Origin of the sequence: Thauera linaloolentis 47Lol = DSM 12138 (assembly GCF_000310205.1) — a bacterium.
Taxonomy (GTDB): Bacteria; Pseudomonadota; Gammaproteobacteria; order Burkholderiales; family Rhodocyclaceae; genus Thauera; species Thauera linaloolentis.
In genome coordinates, this window is record NZ_AMXE01000002.1 from 60,570 (window position 1) to 77,519 (window position 16,950).

The window sequence follows — 16,950 nt, forward strand, 5'->3', positions numbered from 1 at the left end:
GCACCTGTGATCCCGATTCCGTTTTCGCGGGGCATGGATAACGAGACCTGCGTTTTCCTGCCCATCCACGAAAGGGGAATTTCATGAAGCAACCCGCGCGTTCCAGCGGCACCGCCCACCACTCTTCCCGCCTGCGCATGCATGCACTGGCACGCACGCTGCGCCACGTAGCGCTGGGCGCAGCCCTGGCTTCCACGCTGCTGCCGGTCGCCCTGCACGCCCAGCAGGAGGAAAGCCGCGCCTACACCATTCCGGCCGGCAGCCTCACCGATGTGTTGAACCGCTTCGGCGTGGAAAGCGGCCTGCTGCTGTCCTTTTCCACCGAACTCACCACGGGCCGCCAGAGCCCCGGCCTGCAGGGCCGCTACACCACGGCCGCCGCGCTGCATGAACTGCTCCGCCAGAGCGGGCTGGAAGCCGTGCCCCAACCCCGCGGCGGCTACCTGCTGCGCCAGGCGCCGGCCTCAGGCAATGCCGAATTGCCCACCCGGCTGGCGGCGGTGCGCGTCCTCGCGCGGCGGGCCGGAGACGGCACCACGGAAGACAGCGGCGCCTACACCAGCCGGGTGACCAGCATCGCCTCGAAGACCGACATGGCCTTCCGCGAGATTCCGCAATCGGTTTCCGTGCTCACCCGCGCGCAGATTGACGACCAGAAGCTGGTCGACATCAACGACGCGCTGAAGCTGATGCCCGGCGTCACCGTGAACCGGATGAACGACAATTCCTTCAACTTCTACTCGCGCGGCTTCCAGATCACCTCGATGCAGGTGGACGGCGGCGCCCCGCTGGCACTCGGCGCCTATACCTATAGCCCATTGCAGGACATGGCGTTCTACGACCGCGTGGAAGTCATGCGCGGCGCCTCTGGCCTGCTCGGCGGCATGGGCGACCCCGGCGGCATCATCAACCTGGCGCGCAAGAAGCCGCTGGCCGAGGCCCGGACCGTGCTGGAACTGTCCGCCGGTAGCTGGGACCACTACCGCGCAATGGCGGACTTCAGCCGCCCATTGACCGAGGACGGCCACATCCGCGGCCGTGCCGTGGTGCTCTACGAGAACCGCGACTACCACCTGGACCACCGCAGCACCGAGCGCCCGGCCTTCTACGGCGTGGTCGAGGCCGACCTGGGTGACGACACCCTGCTCACGCTGGGCGGCAGCTTCAACCGCCGCAAGGAAACCGGCGGTGGCAGCGGCCTGCCGCGCTATGCCGACGGCCGCGCGCTCGATCTCAAGCGCAGCACCAGCCTGACCCAGCCCTGGGCCTACAAGGACAGCGACGAAACCGAGGTATTCGCCCAGCTTGCTCATACCTTCGCCAACGGCTGGGCGCTCAAGCTCAACCTGACCCACAGCGAAACCGACACGGAAGCCAATACCGCCTTCGTCGGCGGCCCGGTCGATCCCGCCACTGGTCTGGGCGTCTGGGCCGGCGGCCACTACGAGTACGAGAACCAGCAGGATCTGGTCGACCTCAACCTCAGCGGCAACTTCAAGCTGTTCGGCCGCACGCACGAACTGCTGGTGGGCGCGGACTGGCAACGTGTGACGAGCCGCTGGGTGGCTTCCACCTTCCCCGGCCACTGGAGCGATCCGGCGGATGTGCTCGACAGTGGCGGCAACTGGAATCCGGACCGCGACGTATCCCTGCGCAACCACCTGCGCTACGGCCCCTGGGGCCAGGAACAGGTCGGTGGCTACGCGGTGCTGCGCCTGCATCCCACCGATCGCCTGCACGTGGTCGCCGGCGTACGCGCCAGCCGCTACGACTTCGACCAGCGCGTTTCCTCCGCGTCCTCGGCCTCGGCGCCGTGGACCACCACCTCCGATCTGCCGTTCACGCTGAAGACCAAGATCACCCCTTACGGCGGGGTGATCTACGATCTGAACGACGCGTGGTCCGCCTACCTGAGCTATGCCGGCATCTACAAGCCCCAATCGCTGATGCTCGCCGGTCCGCCGCCGGGAAGCGGCTCGCTCGATCCGGTCAAGGGCAAGAGCTACGAGGCCGGCCTGAAAGGCGAACTGTACGGCGGCCGCCTCAACGCCACGTTCAGCGTGTTCAACGTCGAACGCACCGGCACCGCCCTGCTCGACGCCCGCTATCCCTCCAACTACGACGCCTGGGCCGGCAACTGCTGCTATCTGCCGCAGGGCAAGGTCACCAGCCGCGGCGTGGACGTGGAGATCGGCGGAGAACTGCTACCCGGTTGGCAGATCGCGCTGGGCTATACCTACAACCGCACGCGCGACGAGAACGCCGGCAACACCTTCAGCACCATCACGCCACGCCATCTGCTCAAGCTGTCCACGGCCTACACGCTGCCGGGCGACTGGTCGCGCTGGAAGGTGGGCGGCAGCGCGCACGTGCAGAGCAGGACCCTGGTCAGCGGCAGCGCCACCATCAATGGCGCCGATCGGGCCTACGACTTCCGTGAGGGCGGCTACGCGGTGGTCAATGCCATGGTGCAGTACCGCCTGGACCCGCAGTGGACGCTGGCGCTCAACGTCAACAACCTGTTCGACCGCGAGTACTACGAGCGCATCGGCGATACCACCAACGGCAACTGGTTCGGCACGCCGCGCAGCGCCATGCTGACGCTGACCTGGCGGCAGTAGGGCACAGGCGGCGGCGCCCGCCGTCCTCCGCCACGTAGAATGGAAGCGCCCCACATGAGCGCGATCAGCATCCGACGCCGGCATACGAGAGGGGTGCCACGGCCTTCACTTGATGCTGCGCAATGCGCGCTGGCAGATGCGCCGGGTGGCGGCAACCGGTTCGTCCCGCAGCCATTGGCCGCAGAGAGCTTGCACCCAGGCGGGCTGGTCCTTTGCCGCGTCGTTGAGCCAGTTCGCCACCGAGTCCTGCACATAGGCCGACGGATCGGCGCGTAGCGGCAGAAGAATCGGCAGGCCGCGCTCGGGACGAAGCTTCAGCGCCGCGATGTGGGCGCACCACACACCGCGCGGGCGCAGTGCCTCGCTGGCGAAGCGGCGCAGGCGCTCGGATGGCGACGCCGTCCACGCCGCCAAGAGCTCGATGGCACCATCCAGTTCCCGCGCCAGATGCGGGCGCACGGCCATCCAGGCCCACTCGCGCACGCCGAAGTGCGCGTCGTCCGCCAAGGGCCGGATGGCGGTCAGCCGGGCGGGCAGATCCAGCCCCGGTTGCATGCCGATCATGAAGCAGGCCCAGCCGCGCACGGTGTCCGACCCATGTTCCCGGCAGCGGTCGATGCCGTTCTCCCCCAAAGCCTGCAGCAGCACTTCGCCGATGCCCGCCATCCGCTTGACGATGCCAAGCCCGCAGGCGGCCTCGGCGACATCCAGCGCCTGTGCCGGCAGGCCGGGAAAGGCCATGCGCAACAGCCGGCCGTGGTCGAGCGCCAGGCATTCGGCCAAGGTGGCGCTCTGTATTTCACCGCTCGACAAGGCATGCAGCACGTCCGCCGGGATGTCCGCCGTCCGGGTCGCGCCCTTGCGTGAAGCCTGTGCGCTCATGCCGCTCTCCCTGCGTTGCCCGCATCCAGGTTATCCGCCACCTTAGCGAGCAGTGCCGCCAGTTGCCCACGCTCGTCTGTCGACAGCTTGCCGAACAGGCCGGCGATCCAGCGGCTGTGCTCGTCGAACAGCCGTCTCGCCATCAGGCTGCCCTTCGCCGTCAGCCGGATGCGCAAGGCACGGCGATCGCCGGGGTCTGCATGGCGCTCGACCAGGGCATCGCGCTCCAGGCCATCGAGCAGCCCCGTGACGGTGGCGCGGGTAACGCCGGCCTGCTCCGCCAGCACGTTCGGAGCCAGTCCACCGCGTGCGGAATCGAGCAGGAACAGCAGCACGAAGCGGCCTTCCGACAAACCATGAGGCGCCAGTCGCGAGGCGCAGTCGCGGTCGATTGCCGCAGTCAGCGAAAGTGCCTGGAAACACAGGCGGATGCCGTCCACATCGGGCAGTCCGCGGCGCTGCGCTTCTCCCAGAAGCGCCTGGTATTTCTGTTCAAGATCCATAATTGAGGCCGGCATATAATATGGCGACTAATCATATTGCGGATACGCTGTGGGGGAAAGGGCCCGCAACACAAGCACGTGCTCTGCGCCGCGCGCCGGCATTGACCCCCGGCACCACACATCGGAGAATGAGAAACATTCTTAACGGCCAGCTACGTCCGCCACCAGCGTCCCAGCCAGAGCCCCACTTCCCGGAGCCCCGCGTGAGTACCGCTGCCCGTCCCGATCCGCTCGACACGCTTTATCGCGACCACCACGGCTGGCTGCAGGGGTGGCTCAAGCGCAAGCTGGGCAATGCCGGCGATGCGGCCGACCTGACGCAGGACACCTTCCTGCGCTTGATGTGCTCGCGCGAAGACACGCCAGAGCGCCAGGCCGGCTGGAAGCTTCGCGAGCCGCGTGCCTATCTGTCGGTGGTGGCCAACCGATTGGTGGCCAATCTGTACCGCCGCCGAAGCCTCGAAGCCGCCTGGCTGGAAGCCCTGGCGCAGCAGCCCGAAGCCCTGATGCCGTCACCCGAGGAGCATCTGCTCATCCTCGAAGCGCTGAACGAACTCGATGCCCTGCTCGACGGTCTGCCGCCCAAGGTCCGCGCGGCCTTCCTGCTGGCCCAGATCGAAGGCCTGGGCTACGCTGAAATCGCCGTGCGCCTTGAGCTCTCGGAGCGCTCGGTCAAACGCTACATGGTGCAGGCCATGGCACGCTGCATCGTGCTCGCGCCATGAATGCCCCGGCACACGTCTCCCCCATGGACGAGCGCATCGCCATTGCCGCAGCGGAGTGGTATTTCCGCCTCCAGGAAGGCGCCTCACCGGACGAGCAGACCGCCTGCGCCGCCTGGCGCGCGGCCGACCCACGCCACGAACTGGCCTGGCAGCGCGCCGAACAGCTGGGCAAGACCCTGGCCGGCCTGCCGCCGCAACTCGCCCTGCCCACCCTCAACCGCAAGCGCGCCAACGGCCGCCGCAACGCCGCCAAGGCCCTGGCGCTGCTGCTGTGCGCCGCGCCGGCCGGCTGGCTGGCGTGGAACAGCCAACCGGCCCGCGAACGGCTCGCCGAACACCGCACCGCCACCGGCCAGCGGCGCGAGATCACCCTGGCCGACGGCACCCGGCTGCACCTCAATACCGCCTCGGCGGTGGACGTGCGCTACGACGCCCACGCCCGCGTGCTGCAACTGCACGCCGGCGAAATCCTGGTCGACACCGCCCTGGACTCCTACAACCCGCCCCGCCCGCTGCGCGTGGAAACCCGCCACGGCGCCGCACACGCGCTGGGCACCCGCTTCACGCTCCGCCAGGAAGCCGATCACACCCGGGTGAGCGTCCTGGCCGGCGCGGTGCGCATCCAGCCCGCCGGCAGCCAGGAACACCTCATCCTGCAACCCGGCCAGCAGGCCCGCTTCACCCAAACCACCCCCGGCACCCCGCAGGACGCCGACCCGCAGGGCGCGGAGTGGACGCGCGGCCTGCTGATCGCCCGCAACATGCGCCTCGGCGACTTTGCCGCCGAACTGGCGCGCCACCGCGCCGGCCTGCTGCGCTGCGATCCGGCGGTGGCCGACCAGCGCATCTCCGGCGCCTTCCAGTTGGACGACACGGACGCCATCCTGGCCAGCCTGCCCCGGGCCATCCCGATACAGGTGCACTACCGCAGCCGCTACTGGGTCACGCTGACCCCGGCCGGCACCAGGCACTGAAAAAAATTTTCTGCGCGCTGTCCCTTTTCGCGGTGCTCGCGTGTGAATGAACGGAAACCCTTTCATCCACACACAGGAAACACCGCAATGCACCAAGCACACGGGCCCGCCTGCCCCACCCGGCTCACCCGCTCCGCACACGCCGTCCGCCACGCTCTGCTGGCGCTGACGTTGCTTACCGCTGGCAGCAGCGTCTTCAGTACCCCGGCCAGCGCCGCCGACACCCGACCCACGGCCGGCCAGGGCCGCATCGCCTACGACCTCGCCGCCGGACCGCTGGAACAGGTGCTCACCGCATTCGCCGCGCGCGCCGGCATCAGCCTCACCATCCCGCCCGCGCTCGTCGCCGGCAAGGCCAGCAACGGCCTGCAAGGCAGCTACGCCATCGAGGACGGACTCGCCCGCATTCTCGCCGGCTCCGGCCTCGAAGCCAGCGGCAGCGGCCGGGCCTATGTGGTCACCGCCCGCCCCGGCGGCGAGGTGCGGCTGGCGCCGGTGACCGTCACCGCGCAAGGCAACCGCGGCGGTGCGACGGAAGGCACCGGCCGCTACACCCCGGCCGGCCCCATCGGCACCGCGACCCCGCTGGGTCTGACGGTCAGGGAAACACCGCAGTCGGTCAGCGTGGTGACCAAGCAGCGCATGGATGATCAGGGGCTGACAACGGTGTCACAGGTCATGGCGCAGGTGCCGGGCATCACCCAGTATTCGCTCGGCACTGAGCGGGCCGGTTTCAACGCGCGCGGCTACGCGATCGACAACTATCAGTTGGATGGCGTGAACACCGCTTCCCATAACGAAGGGCTGGCATCACAAGCCTCCCAGAGCGCGGCCGACATGGCCATCTATGATCGCATCGAGGTACTGCGCGGCGCCTCAGGCCTGATGAGCGGCGCCGGCGATCCGTCGGGTACCATCAACATGGTGCGCAAGAAACCGACCGCCGAATTCCAGGGAGCCATCGAAGGGAGCCTGGGCTCGTGGCGCAACAAACGCGGGATGCTGGACTTGTCCGGCCCGGTCAACCAAGGGCGCAGCCTGCGCGGCCGTTTCGTCGCCGCATGGCAGGACGGCGACAGCTTCATCGACCACTACGGCAACGAGAAAAAAGTATTCTACGGTGTGCTGGAAGCCGATCTGACGGACAGCACTCGCCTCACCGTGGGCGTCGAGCACCAGCGCGGCGAAACGCAGGGTTCTTTCGCCTACCTCGGTTTTCCCTTGTGGTACAGCAACGGCGCACGGACGGACCTGCCACGCGCCTTCAGTCCCGCCAGCCGCGACAATCGCTTCGACAGCCGGACCACGGCCGCCTTCGCCACGCTGGACCAGGCACTGGGCGGCAACTGGAGGCTCAAGGTATCCGCCAACCGTCTGCGCTCATCGCAGTTGGAGGAAGCGATCTACCTCAGCAGCAATTCCAGCTTCGCAGACCCTGTGACTGGCGATGGCCTTTCACTCAACGCAGACCGCCGCAACCACCGTCTGGAGATCGACAGCCTCGACGTGAACGTACGCGGCCCGCTGTCCCTGTTCGGCCGGCAGCACGATCTGGTGTTTGGCGCCGACTACCAGGATTTCACCAACTACACCAAAGGCAGCTTCGACGAAAGCGGACGATACGGCGCAGCAAATCTGCACACCTGGGACCGTTCCGGTACGGGACAGTATGAAGAAACTTTCGTTACGTTCGACAACCCGAGGCGGCAGAAGAGCCTGTATGCTGCGGGCCGCTTCCAGTTGAGCGACCGGCTCAGGCTCATCGCCGGGACCAAGGTCTTCAGCTACGACTCGAACGCCATCACGCAGAACATCGCCGGTTATTACAGCGCCACACCGGCCTCCGAAAACAGCGTATGGACGCCCTACGGCGGGCTGGTCTACGACATCGACGGTACGCACACGGCCTACGCGAGCTATTCGACCATCTACAAACCCCAGACCGCTCAGGATCGATACGGTGCGCTGCTCGACCCACGCGAGGGCGCAAACCATGAAATTGGCCTCAAGAGCGGCTGGCTCGGCGGCCGGCTAAACAGCGCCGTGGCGCTGTACGAGATCAGGCAGGACAACCTGTCCGAGTCCGACCCCGGCTACTTCGTCCCCGGTACCACGAACCGAGCCTCTCGCGCCGTCAAAGGTGCCAAAACCCGAGGTGTCGATGTCGAAGTTTCTGGCGCCCTGACCCATAACTGGAATATCTCGGCCTCGTGGACCTACAGCGAGACGGAAAACGCCAAGGGCGAACGCATCCGCACCATCTTCCCGCGCCACCTAGCTAAGCTGTGGACCACCTATCGCCTGCCCGGCGAGCTCAACAGCCTGACCGTGGGCGGCGGCGTGAACTGGCAGAGCAAAGTGTATTCGACAGTCAGCGCCTGGCAGATCGGCCGCAATCTGTACTGGGAGCAGAAGCCGTACAGCGTTGTCAGCCTGATGGCGCGCTACGACTTCGACGACCAGTTGTCGGCCACGCTGAACGTCAACAACGTGTTCGACAAGAAGTACATCGCCTCGGTATCCGACTGGTGGTACTCCGGCATGTACGGCGCGCCGCGTAGCGTGGCGCTGAATCTGCGTTACAACTTCTGACCGACATACGCGGCACTCCCTTGACGGGTTTCTCACCAACGTGAAGCCCGTCAAGGGTCACACTGCCGCACTTACAAATCCGCACCCGCCCCCCTGCAGACGCCCGCGCCGGCTCCGGCGCCACATCCCGGCACTACTACGGCCCCGGCGCTTTCTCCATCCGCTCCAGCGTATACAGCTCCCCCACCGGGCAACTCACCGGGCGCCCCGCGTCGCGCGCCAGGATGCGCTCCATGCGGCTGAAGGTGCCCGCCGTGGTGGTGTAGCCGATGCGGTCCGCCCAGGCCAGTTCCGGGCATGGCGACGTGAACTTCACCAGGTAGACGCGTCCGGGGCCGTCGTCGATCTGGATGTGATGCTCGTCGATGTAGCTCCAGCCGGACAAGGCGAACGACGGCAGCGAGCGAAGCGTCTCGCCCAGCCGATAGCCGCGCTGCTGCAGCGCCTGGGCGAGATCGACGGGCCCGTCGGCCTTCTCCATCGACGTGCAGGCAGACGACAGCACCAGCAGGACCGCGGCGGCGGCCCTGCCGGCGCGGATCGGGAAGCTCGTACGCATTTCCGCGCTCCTTTGCGTCGGCCGCCCGGTGTTCGACCTGGCAGCCGTTTGACGCTTCTGTTCAAAACATGAAAAATGAGAAGCTTTCTCAATTATAGCCAGCAATGCCTAGACGGCTCAGCCAGCGCCTGCCCGGAGCCTCCGTTTGAGCACCGCCATTCCACCTTCGGACCGCCTCTTCGCCGAACTCTATGCCGACCACCACGGCTGGCTCAACGGCTGGCTGCGACGCAAGCTGGGCAATCAGTTCGACGCCGCCGACCTGGCCCAGGATACCTTCCTGCGCGTGCTGGCCTCCCGCAACGCGGCAGCGATCGAAGAACCGCGCAAGTACCTGGCCACCATCGCGAACGGCTTGGTCGTCGACCGCTTCCGCCGCCTGAGCATCGAAGAGGCCTGGCTGGAAACCCTCGCTGCCCGGCCCGAACCGCTGGCGGTGTCGCCGGAAACCCGCGCCCTGATCCTCGAAACCCTGGTCGCCATCGACCGCATGCTCGACCAGCTCGACACGCGCGCGCGGGAGATCTTCCTGCTCGCGAAGTTCGAGGGCTTGACGTATGCGGCAATCGGCAAGCAGCTCGGAGTCTCGGTAACCACCGTCAAGAAGCACCTGGCCCGCGCCCTGGCGCAATGCCTGATCCTGAGCGAGAGCTGAGATGAGCCGCTGCGCGCTGCCGCGCGACGTACTCGAAGCCGCCGCCCATTGGTACGTCCAGTTGAACGATGAAGCAGCGCGGCCGGACGAGCACGCCGCCTGGGAACGCTGGCTGGCCGCCGACGCCACCCATCGCGAAGCCTGGGAACGCATGCAGGCGCTGGAGCAGCGGCTGAACAGCCTGCCCGGCGACGTCGCGCAAGCCACCCTTGGCACGGCCTCGGCCGCCCGCGCCAAGCGCCGGCGCACGGTCAAGCTGCTGACGCTGCTGCTGTCGGCCGGCACCGTCGGCGCCTTGCTGCCGGACATCGAAACCGGTTGGCGCATCGCCCGTGCCGACCAGCGCACCGGCACCGGCGAGCGGCGGCGCATCGAGCTGGCCGACGGCGGCACACTGGACATCAATACCGCCTCCGCGGTCGACATCGACTACGGCCCCGATCTGCGCCTGCTGCGCCTGCTGAGCGGGGAAATCATGGTGCAGACGGCCAATGACCCGCGCCCCTTCGAAGTGCATATCGAACACGGCGCGATCCGCGCCCTCCGCACGCGCTTCAGCGTCCGCCGCGACGATGGGCAAACCCACATCGCCGTATTCGAACACGCGGTCGAAATCCGCCCCCATACCGGTCCCGTCGTACGCATCGACCACGGGCAACAGACGGCTTTTTCCGCACACGGCGTATCCGCCCCGGCACCGCTCGAACCCGGCGCAGGCGCCTGGCGCGACGGCAAGCTCATCGCCCTTGACCGCCGGCTCGACGACTTCCTGGCCGAACTCGAACGCCATCGCCCCGGCCGCATCGCCTGTGCGCCCGAAGTCGCCGGCCTGCGCCTGTCCGGCACCTTCCGCCTGCACGACACCGATGCCGTGCTCGAAACCATCGCAGAATCGCTACCCGTCAGACTGCGCCACCTGACCCGCTATTGGGTCAAGGTCGAAGCGGCGCGAGAAAAAACGGGATAAGCACTATTTCTTTTCGAGGGGGTTGCTCTTTTTCCATCTCGAACGGCCAACCAGATGGAGGCGCTTTCCGCGCCTTTTTCTATGGCCAATCCGGAAAAGAGGAAATTCTCGTCATGGCACATCCTTTCCCGTCCCACCCGCGTCCGCTGGTCCATGCCCTGCGCGCCGCGCTGCTGGGCCTCGCTCTCGCCGGCCCCACGGCGGCACTGATGAGCACATCGGCCCAGGCACAAACGGCGCCGCGCAACTACCACATTCCAGCCGGCCCGCTCGACCGCGCGCTCACCACCTTTGCCGCCCAGGCCAACATCACCCTCTCCTTCGACGCGTCGCAGACGCGAAACCTGCACGCCCCCGCGCTGAATGGCGGCTATACGCCGGACGCCGGCCTGGCCCGCCTGCTCGCCGGCAGCGGGTTGGAAGCGATTCACCGCGGCGAAGGCAACTACGTGCTACGCAAAGCGACAAGCCCCGCCGCCGCGCCTCCCGATACGCAACTGTCAGCCGTCGTCATCTCCGGCAAGGCGCCGGGCGCCATCACCGAGGGCACCGGCCTCTACACCACCTACTCTTCGAGCAGTTCCACCCGCCTGAACCTCGCGCCGCAGGAGACGCCGCAGTCGCTGACGGTCGTGACGCGCCAGCAGATCGAGGACCGCAACGTGACCACACTGACCGAACTGCTGGACACGGTGCCCGGCGTCCATGTGGCCAAGGAAGGCGTGGGCGACGAGATCTACGGCTACTACGCACGCGGCTTCGAGATCCGCAACTTCGAGATCGATGGTGTGCCGACAAACGACGGGCTGCAGCTCTTCAGCCAGAACCTGGCGATCTATGACCGCGTGGAGATCGTGCGCGGCGCCACCGGCCTGATCAGCGGCATGGGCAACCCGGCCGCCACCATCAACCTGATCCGCAAGCGCCCGACGCTCAAGCCGCAGGCCAGCCTCAGCGTGGAGGCCGGCAACTGGAGCCGCCGCGGCGCAGCTTTCGATGTCTCGGGCAAGCTCAACGACAGCGGCAGCGTGCGCGGCCGGCTGGTGGGCGACGCCAAACGCAGCGGCAACTGGCTGGACCGCTACAAGGAGGAGTCGGGCACGCTCTACGGCATCGCCGAGGCCGATCTGGACGACGCCACGCTGCTGACCGCGGGCTTCAGCCACCAGCGCACTGACATCGACTCCCCGCTGCGCTCCGGCCTGCCAGGCTTCTATGCCGACGGCGGCAGAACCCGCCTTTCCCGCTCCACGAACGCCGCGCCGGGCTGGTCCTACAACGATCAGAAGACGACCAGCGCTTTCGTCTCCGTGGAGCGGGAATGGAGCAATGGTTGGAGCGGCAAGGCCGAGTACACCTACACCGAGGTCGACTACGACTTCGTCGCCACCTACCTCAATGGCGCACTGCAGCGCGACGGCAGCGGCCTCAGCCTGCTGCCCACGCGCTGGAAGGGCAAACCCACGCAGCACAACCTCGATCTGTACCTGACCGGCGCCTTCCGGCTGTTCGGCCGCGAGCATGAGTTGATCGGCGGCCTCACGCTCTCGCGCTACAAAACGAGCGGGCCATCCTACGGCGGCTGGCAGTACGACTACGCCAGTTCGCCCGCCGGCGCCATCGACAACCTGTTCACCTGGGACGGCAGCAATGCCGCGCCGGCCTTCACCGCCAGCGGTGGCTCGTCCACCAAGACCCGCAACAACGCCGCTTACCTGAGCAGCCGCCTCCACCTGTCCGACGACCTCAAGCTCATCCTCGGCACCCGCGTCGTGCGCTGGGAGCAGGACGAACGCAATTGGGGCGACGACGGCAGCGCGAGCCTGGAGTCGTTGCGCGAAAATGTCGTCGTGCCCTACGTGGGCGCCGTGTATGCCCTGAACAAGGAATGGTCGGCCTATGCCAGTGCCACCAAGATTTTCAACCCACAAAGCTCCTGGGTGAAGGACGAGAGCGACAGCACGCTGGACCCGCTCGAAGGCACGGGCTACGAAATCGGCATCAAGGGCGGCCACTTCGGCGGCCGGCTGCAGTCCAGCGCGGCGCTGTTCCACACCAGGCAGGACAACCTCCCCGTGTGGACGGGCGTGGGACTCATCTACTCCGCCGAGCAGGACACCACCTCCAAGGGCATCGAACTCGAAGTCAACGGCGAACTGACCGAGGGCTGGCAACTCGCCGCCGGCTATGCGCATACACGTACCACCGACGCGGACGGCGAGCGCCTCAACACCTTCCTGCCGCGCAACAGCCTGAAGCTGTACACCCGCTACCGCCTGCCCGGCGCCCTCCGGGGCCTGACCGTGGGCGGCGGCCTGCGCTGGCAAAGCAAAACCGGCAGCTACGATGTCTGGCAGGGCAGCCAGACCATCGCCAGCCTGATGGCACGCTACCAGATCGACCGCCACCTCAGCGTCTCGCTCAACGTGGATAACCTGTTCGACCGCACTTACTACAGCTGGCCCGGCAGCTACAGCAACTATGCGGCGCCGCGCAGCACCATGCTTTCCATGAAATACGCCTTCTGATGCGCCGCAGGGGACCGCGCCGAGGGCGGCACCCCCTGCGTCGACACGGTGCATGAACCGCGCAGTGCCAAGCCGGCGGCACCTTCGTCCGTCACTGGATGCAGAGCGAGGGGAAGTGAGCTTCCGGGCAAGAGCGCTTGGTCTAGCTGCTGGGCTGGGAGCCAAGGTCATCCCCGAAACCGTGAAGGTCCGGTGGAACAGCACGAATATTGACTATATCATTACATTTAATGACAATTGGCTTGCGATCCCACGCACGGCCCGTCCATGTCCCCCGTCAGCCACGACCAGAACTTCAAGAACCTGATCCTCGACTACCCGCGCCAGGCACTCGAACTGTTTGCCCCCGAGGAAGCCCGGCATCTCGACGATTCGGTCATCATCACCCCCATCCGCCAGGAACAGCTGAAGGAACGCCTGGGCGACCGCTTCCACGAACTCGACGTGCCGCTGCTCGTCGAATGGCCCGACGGCCGGCGTGAGGCGCTGCTGTTCATCGTCGAGGAAGAAAGCGACCCGGCCCGCTTCTCCATCCACCGCCTGGTCATCTACTGCGCCAGCCTGGCCGAACTGTACGCCACCGACCGCATCATCCCGGTGGTCGTCTTCCTGCGCGGCAGCAAACGTATCTGCCGCCGGCTCGAACTGGGCAGCGAAGAGTTCTCTTTCCTGTCCTTTACCTATCTCAGCTGCATCCTCGGCGACCTGCCGGCCGAAGCGCACCTGCACAGCACCAACCTCGTCGCCCGCCTCAACCTGCCCAACATGCGCCACCCCAGGCGCCTGCGCGTCGAGGTCCACGCCCAGGCCGTGCGCGGCCTGCTCGACCTCGAACCGGACACCGAAAAACGCCTCAAATACATCGACTTCGTCGACATCTACGGAGTGCTCGACGATAATGAAAAACGGATTTACGCGGAACGTTACGCGCAGGAGGATCACACCATGGCCGGATTGACACAACGACTGAGCGAGCGGTTTCTTACCGAAGGCCGGCAGCAAGGGATTCAGCAGGGCATCCTGCAAGGCATGCAGATGGGACGCAGCGAAGGCGAGCTCATCGTGCTGACCCGCCAGCTCACCCGCCGCTTCGGCCCACTCGATGCCGCCGTCAGCGAACGCCTGCAAAAAGCCACGTCCGCCGAACTGGAACAGTGGGCCGACAACTTTGTGGACGCCCGCACGCTGAACGAGGTGTTCGACCAGGGCTGAGCGCCGGTCCAGGCATCGCGGCGCCCTGTGTCTGGCTGCGGGACGCTGCGCAAGAAACGGCCCCGGCGGGTTTTCCGTCCGGGGCCGTTGCGTTCCGGCTCTGGCGTGCCGTCAGAAGTCGTAGCGCAGGCTCACGCTGTAGCTACGCGGTGCGCCCCACATGTAGGTGTTGTACGCAGGGAAGAGCGTGTAGTACTTCTTGTCGAACAGGTTGCGGATGTTGAGCGAAGCCGTCACCTTGTCGTTCACGCGGTAGCTGGCCATGGCATCGAACAGCCAGTAGGCCGGCATGGTGTGTTTGACCGTGCCCTGCACCGGGTTGCGGACGTTATCCCAGGTCTTTGCCTGCCACCGCGCCCCGCCGCCAACGGTCAGACGGTTGAGCACACCGCTGGGCTGGTAGCTGGCAAAGAACGAGAACTGGTCTTCCGGGCTGGTCGTACCGACCTTCTCGTCATGCCTGCGCGAGACGCGGTGCGTGAACCCGCCCTGGAGGCGCCACTGCGGCGTCAGTTCGCCTGACAACTCCAGTTCGTATCCCTTGGTGACGACGCCATCGATGGCGCGGTAGGCGCGCCCGCCGCTGGGGGTGAGCCCACCCGAAAGCTGGGCGTAGTTGTCCTGCTTGAGCCTGAAGATGGCAGCACTGGCGTTCAAGCGCCCGCCAAAGAACTCGCCCTTCAGCCCCGCCTCGTAGTTTTTGCCGACGAGTGGATCGAGCGTCTTTCCCTGCTCGTCCTGAACGGACTGCGGCTTGAAGATATCCGTGTAGCTGGCGTAGGCGGAGAAGGTGTCGTTGATGTCGTACACGACGCCCAGGTACGGGGTGGTCACGCCGCGCTCGCGCATGGTCGTGTCTCCACTTCTGCTGTAGTTGGACACGCGCAGGCCGGTGATGAGCTTGAGGTCATCGCGCAGGTTCCAGCGTGCGGTGGTGTAGAGGCCGTTGTCGCGGGTGGTTTCCTGACGGTAGTCGTAAGGCACCCGTTGCGTCAATTCGGGCACGTCACCGTCCCAGTCGTAATAGTTTGGGAGATTGGTGTAGCCAGCAGGGTCGTAGCTACCCGTGTCTGACCAGCGCCGCTTATTGATACTGGCCCCAAGGACCAGTTCGTGCCGCCGGCCAAGTAGTTGAAATGGCCCGCTTGCGTAGATATCCGCTGCATTGCTGCGTGTTTTTCCAACGTGACTCTCATCCAGAAAATTCGCGCCAGAACCGTCGGCAGGATTCGGATTACCGAAACTGTAAGTGCCCAGGTGAGCCTCTTGGCTGTTGATCTGGTGGTTCAAATGCAGCCTGGCTGACCATTCGTTGTCGAATTGGTGCTCCAGTTTGACGAATGCGGAGCGCGTTTCCTGGATCCACCGGCTCCAGCGCGTGGCTGGATTGAATGAACGCGGCCGGTCGTTGAAATCGCCATTGCTGTCGAAAATTTGGATGCCGGACCAGGTGGAGCCGCGCGGGTCGGTATCCTGATAGTCCGCACCAACGGTCAACAGGGTGCTGGGTGTGAGATCGGCTTCCAGAACGCCATAGAAAACCGGCACCTTGCGCCGGTGGTGGTCAAGGTGCGATTCCGTGTCCTGGTAGGCCGCCACGGCCCGACCGCGCAGACTGCCTGCCTCATTGAGCGGGCCGGACACATCGAGCTCACCCCGGTAGTTGTTCCAGCGCCCGACACTCAGCGCCGCATGGCCCTGAAAGTCGCGCGTGGGCCGCTTGCGTATCAGGTTGATCGTGGCACCGGGTTCGCCGCTGCCATTCACTAGCCCGGTAGAGCCCTTGACCACCTCCACCCGGTCATAAATCGCCATATCGCTGAGCGTATTGCCTGCCGCGTAGGCCGAGTTATAGGGAACAGAAATGCCGTCGTACTGGAAGTTCGCGGAAAAGCCGCGTACGGAATAATCGGGACGCTCGCTGTCGAGTGTGTGAATGGTCAAGCCCGGCGTGTGCTCGATCACCTGGTTGATCGAGTTCAAGCCGAAATCGTCCATTTTCTGCCGGGTGACCACGCTGATGGATTGCGGCGTCTCGCGCAGCGTCAAGCCCAGCTTGGTGGCGCTGCTGCTGGGGCCGGTCTGGGCGTAGCTGCCGGTGCCTTCTGTCGCGCCGTCCCGTGCGGCGGTCACCGTCACCGCCGCCAAGGCCGACTCCTGTCCGGTAACAGTCGAAATCCGGCGCAGCACGAAACCGCCGCCCGGCTGGCGCTCGGCGGCCAGGTCGGTGCCGCGCAGCAGGGTGGCGAAGCCGGTTTCGGCCGAATGGCTGCCTTGCAGTCCCCGCGATTGCAGGCTGGCCGTCCACGCCGGGTCGAACGACAGGGCGACACCGGCCTCGGCGGCGAAGCGGCCAAGCGCGTCGGTCAGCGGGCCGGGGGGAATCCGGTAGCTGCGGGGGGTGCCGGCCGCTTCGGCAGCCGCCGCCGTATCGGCGGCCAGTGCCGCATCCGGCGTCATGGCGCTGATGGCCAGCGCCGCCGTGGCAAGCTGCACGGCCAGCACCAGGGGGCACAGTCCGGGGCGGGCGGGATGGGCCGGGTGGACGGAAAGGGAGGAACGGCATACTGACATGGGAGCCCTCGATGGAACGTTGAACGGGATGCTTCTGTCAGGTAGGCCGAACGAAACGCGAAAAGATGAAAATGATTCTTGTCTTTCTGCGGAGCGCGGGTTGCTGGCCGGGTGGAAGGCGATGGCCGCGCGGCTTTCTTTTGCGCCCTGCCCCCTCT

12 protein-coding genes are annotated in these 16,950 nt (G+C 66.3%); 8 read left to right on the plus strand and 4 right to left on the minus strand.

The features are described from left to right. Window positions 1-83 precede the first annotated feature (83 nt). Window positions 84-2,621 (plus strand): TonB-dependent siderophore receptor, encoded by a 2,538-nt coding sequence (locus tag C666_RS01215; RefSeq protein ID WP_004332718.1) that lies wholly within the window; start codon window positions 84-86, stop codon window positions 2,619-2,621. 105 nt (window positions 2,622-2,726) lie between these two features. On the opposite strand, the gene C666_RS01220 is transcribed toward C666_RS01215, so the two are convergent. Together C666_RS01220 and C666_RS01225 are read right to left on the minus strand one after the other, a co-directional pair. After that, window positions 2,727-3,503 carry a hypothetical protein gene (locus C666_RS01220; RefSeq protein WP_004332720.1) on the minus strand — a complete coding sequence of 259 codons (777 nt, stop codon included), beginning with the start codon at window positions 3,501-3,503 and terminating at the stop codon, window positions 2,727-2,729. Next, window positions 3,500-4,006, minus strand: a complete 507-nt coding sequence (locus C666_RS01225; protein ID WP_004332722.1) for a MarR family winged helix-turn-helix transcriptional regulator — start codon at window positions 4,004-4,006, stop codon at window positions 3,500-3,502. Before C666_RS01225 ends, C666_RS01220 begins: the two co-directional genes overlap by 4 nt. 203 nt (window positions 4,007-4,209) lie before the next feature. Between C666_RS01225 and C666_RS01230 the strand changes: the two genes are divergently transcribed. From C666_RS01230 to C666_RS01240, 3 genes are all read left to right on the plus strand, one after another. Beyond that, window positions 4,210-4,731: a sigma-70 family RNA polymerase sigma factor gene (locus C666_RS01230; protein ID WP_004332725.1), complete on the plus strand. Its 522-nt coding sequence runs from the start codon at window positions 4,210-4,212 to the stop codon at window positions 4,729-4,731. Then, window positions 4,728-5,705 carry a FecR domain-containing protein gene (locus tag C666_RS01235; protein WP_038000724.1) on the plus strand — a complete coding sequence of 326 codons (978 nt, stop codon included), beginning with the start codon at window positions 4,728-4,730 and terminating at the stop codon, window positions 5,703-5,705. Before C666_RS01230 ends, C666_RS01235 begins: the two co-directional genes overlap by 4 nt. Before the next feature lie 87 nt (window positions 5,706-5,792). Further along, entirely contained in the window at window positions 5,793-8,297 is a 2,505-nt protein-coding gene (locus tag C666_RS01240; protein ID WP_004332727.1) for a TonB-dependent siderophore receptor, read from the plus strand. A 136-nt stretch (window positions 8,298-8,433) separates the two neighbouring features. Here C666_RS01240 and C666_RS01245 read toward each other — a convergent pair whose 3' ends face one another. Then, entirely contained in the window at window positions 8,434-8,856 is a 423-nt protein-coding gene (locus tag C666_RS01245; protein WP_004332728.1) for a DUF6491 family protein, read from the minus strand. A 145-nt stretch (window positions 8,857-9,001) separates the two neighbouring features. Between C666_RS01245 and C666_RS01250 the strand changes: the two genes are divergently transcribed. The 4 genes from C666_RS01250 to C666_RS01265 all read left to right on the plus strand — a co-directional run bounded on the left by C666_RS01250 (window position 9,002) and on the right by C666_RS01265 (window position 14,218). Beyond that, window positions 9,002-9,511 carry a sigma-70 family RNA polymerase sigma factor gene (locus C666_RS01250; protein ID WP_004332729.1) on the plus strand — a complete coding sequence of 170 codons (510 nt, stop codon included), beginning with the start codon at window positions 9,002-9,004 and terminating at the stop codon, window positions 9,509-9,511. Between the two features lies 1 nt (window position 9,512). Next, the gene (locus C666_RS01255) at window positions 9,513-10,478 is read left to right on the plus strand and encodes a FecR domain-containing protein (protein WP_004332730.1); all 966 of its coding nucleotides are present in this window, start codon (window positions 9,513-9,515) and stop codon (window positions 10,476-10,478) included. Window positions 10,479-10,591: 113 nt separating this feature from the next. After that, entirely contained in the window at window positions 10,592-13,006 is a 2,415-nt protein-coding gene (locus C666_RS01260; protein ID WP_004332731.1) for a TonB-dependent siderophore receptor, read from the plus strand. A gap of 267 nt (window positions 13,007-13,273) precedes the next feature. Next, window positions 13,274-14,218, plus strand: a complete 945-nt coding sequence (locus tag C666_RS01265; protein WP_004332732.1) for a DUF4351 domain-containing protein — start codon at window positions 13,274-13,276, stop codon at window positions 14,216-14,218. 111 nt (window positions 14,219-14,329) lie between these two features. On the opposite strand, the gene C666_RS01270 is transcribed toward C666_RS01265, so the two are convergent. Continuing rightward, window positions 14,330-16,723, minus strand: a complete 2,394-nt coding sequence (locus tag C666_RS01270) for a TonB-dependent siderophore receptor (protein WP_004332733.1) — start codon at window positions 16,721-16,723, stop codon at window positions 14,330-14,332. Between the last annotated feature and the right edge of the window lie 227 nt (window positions 16,724-16,950).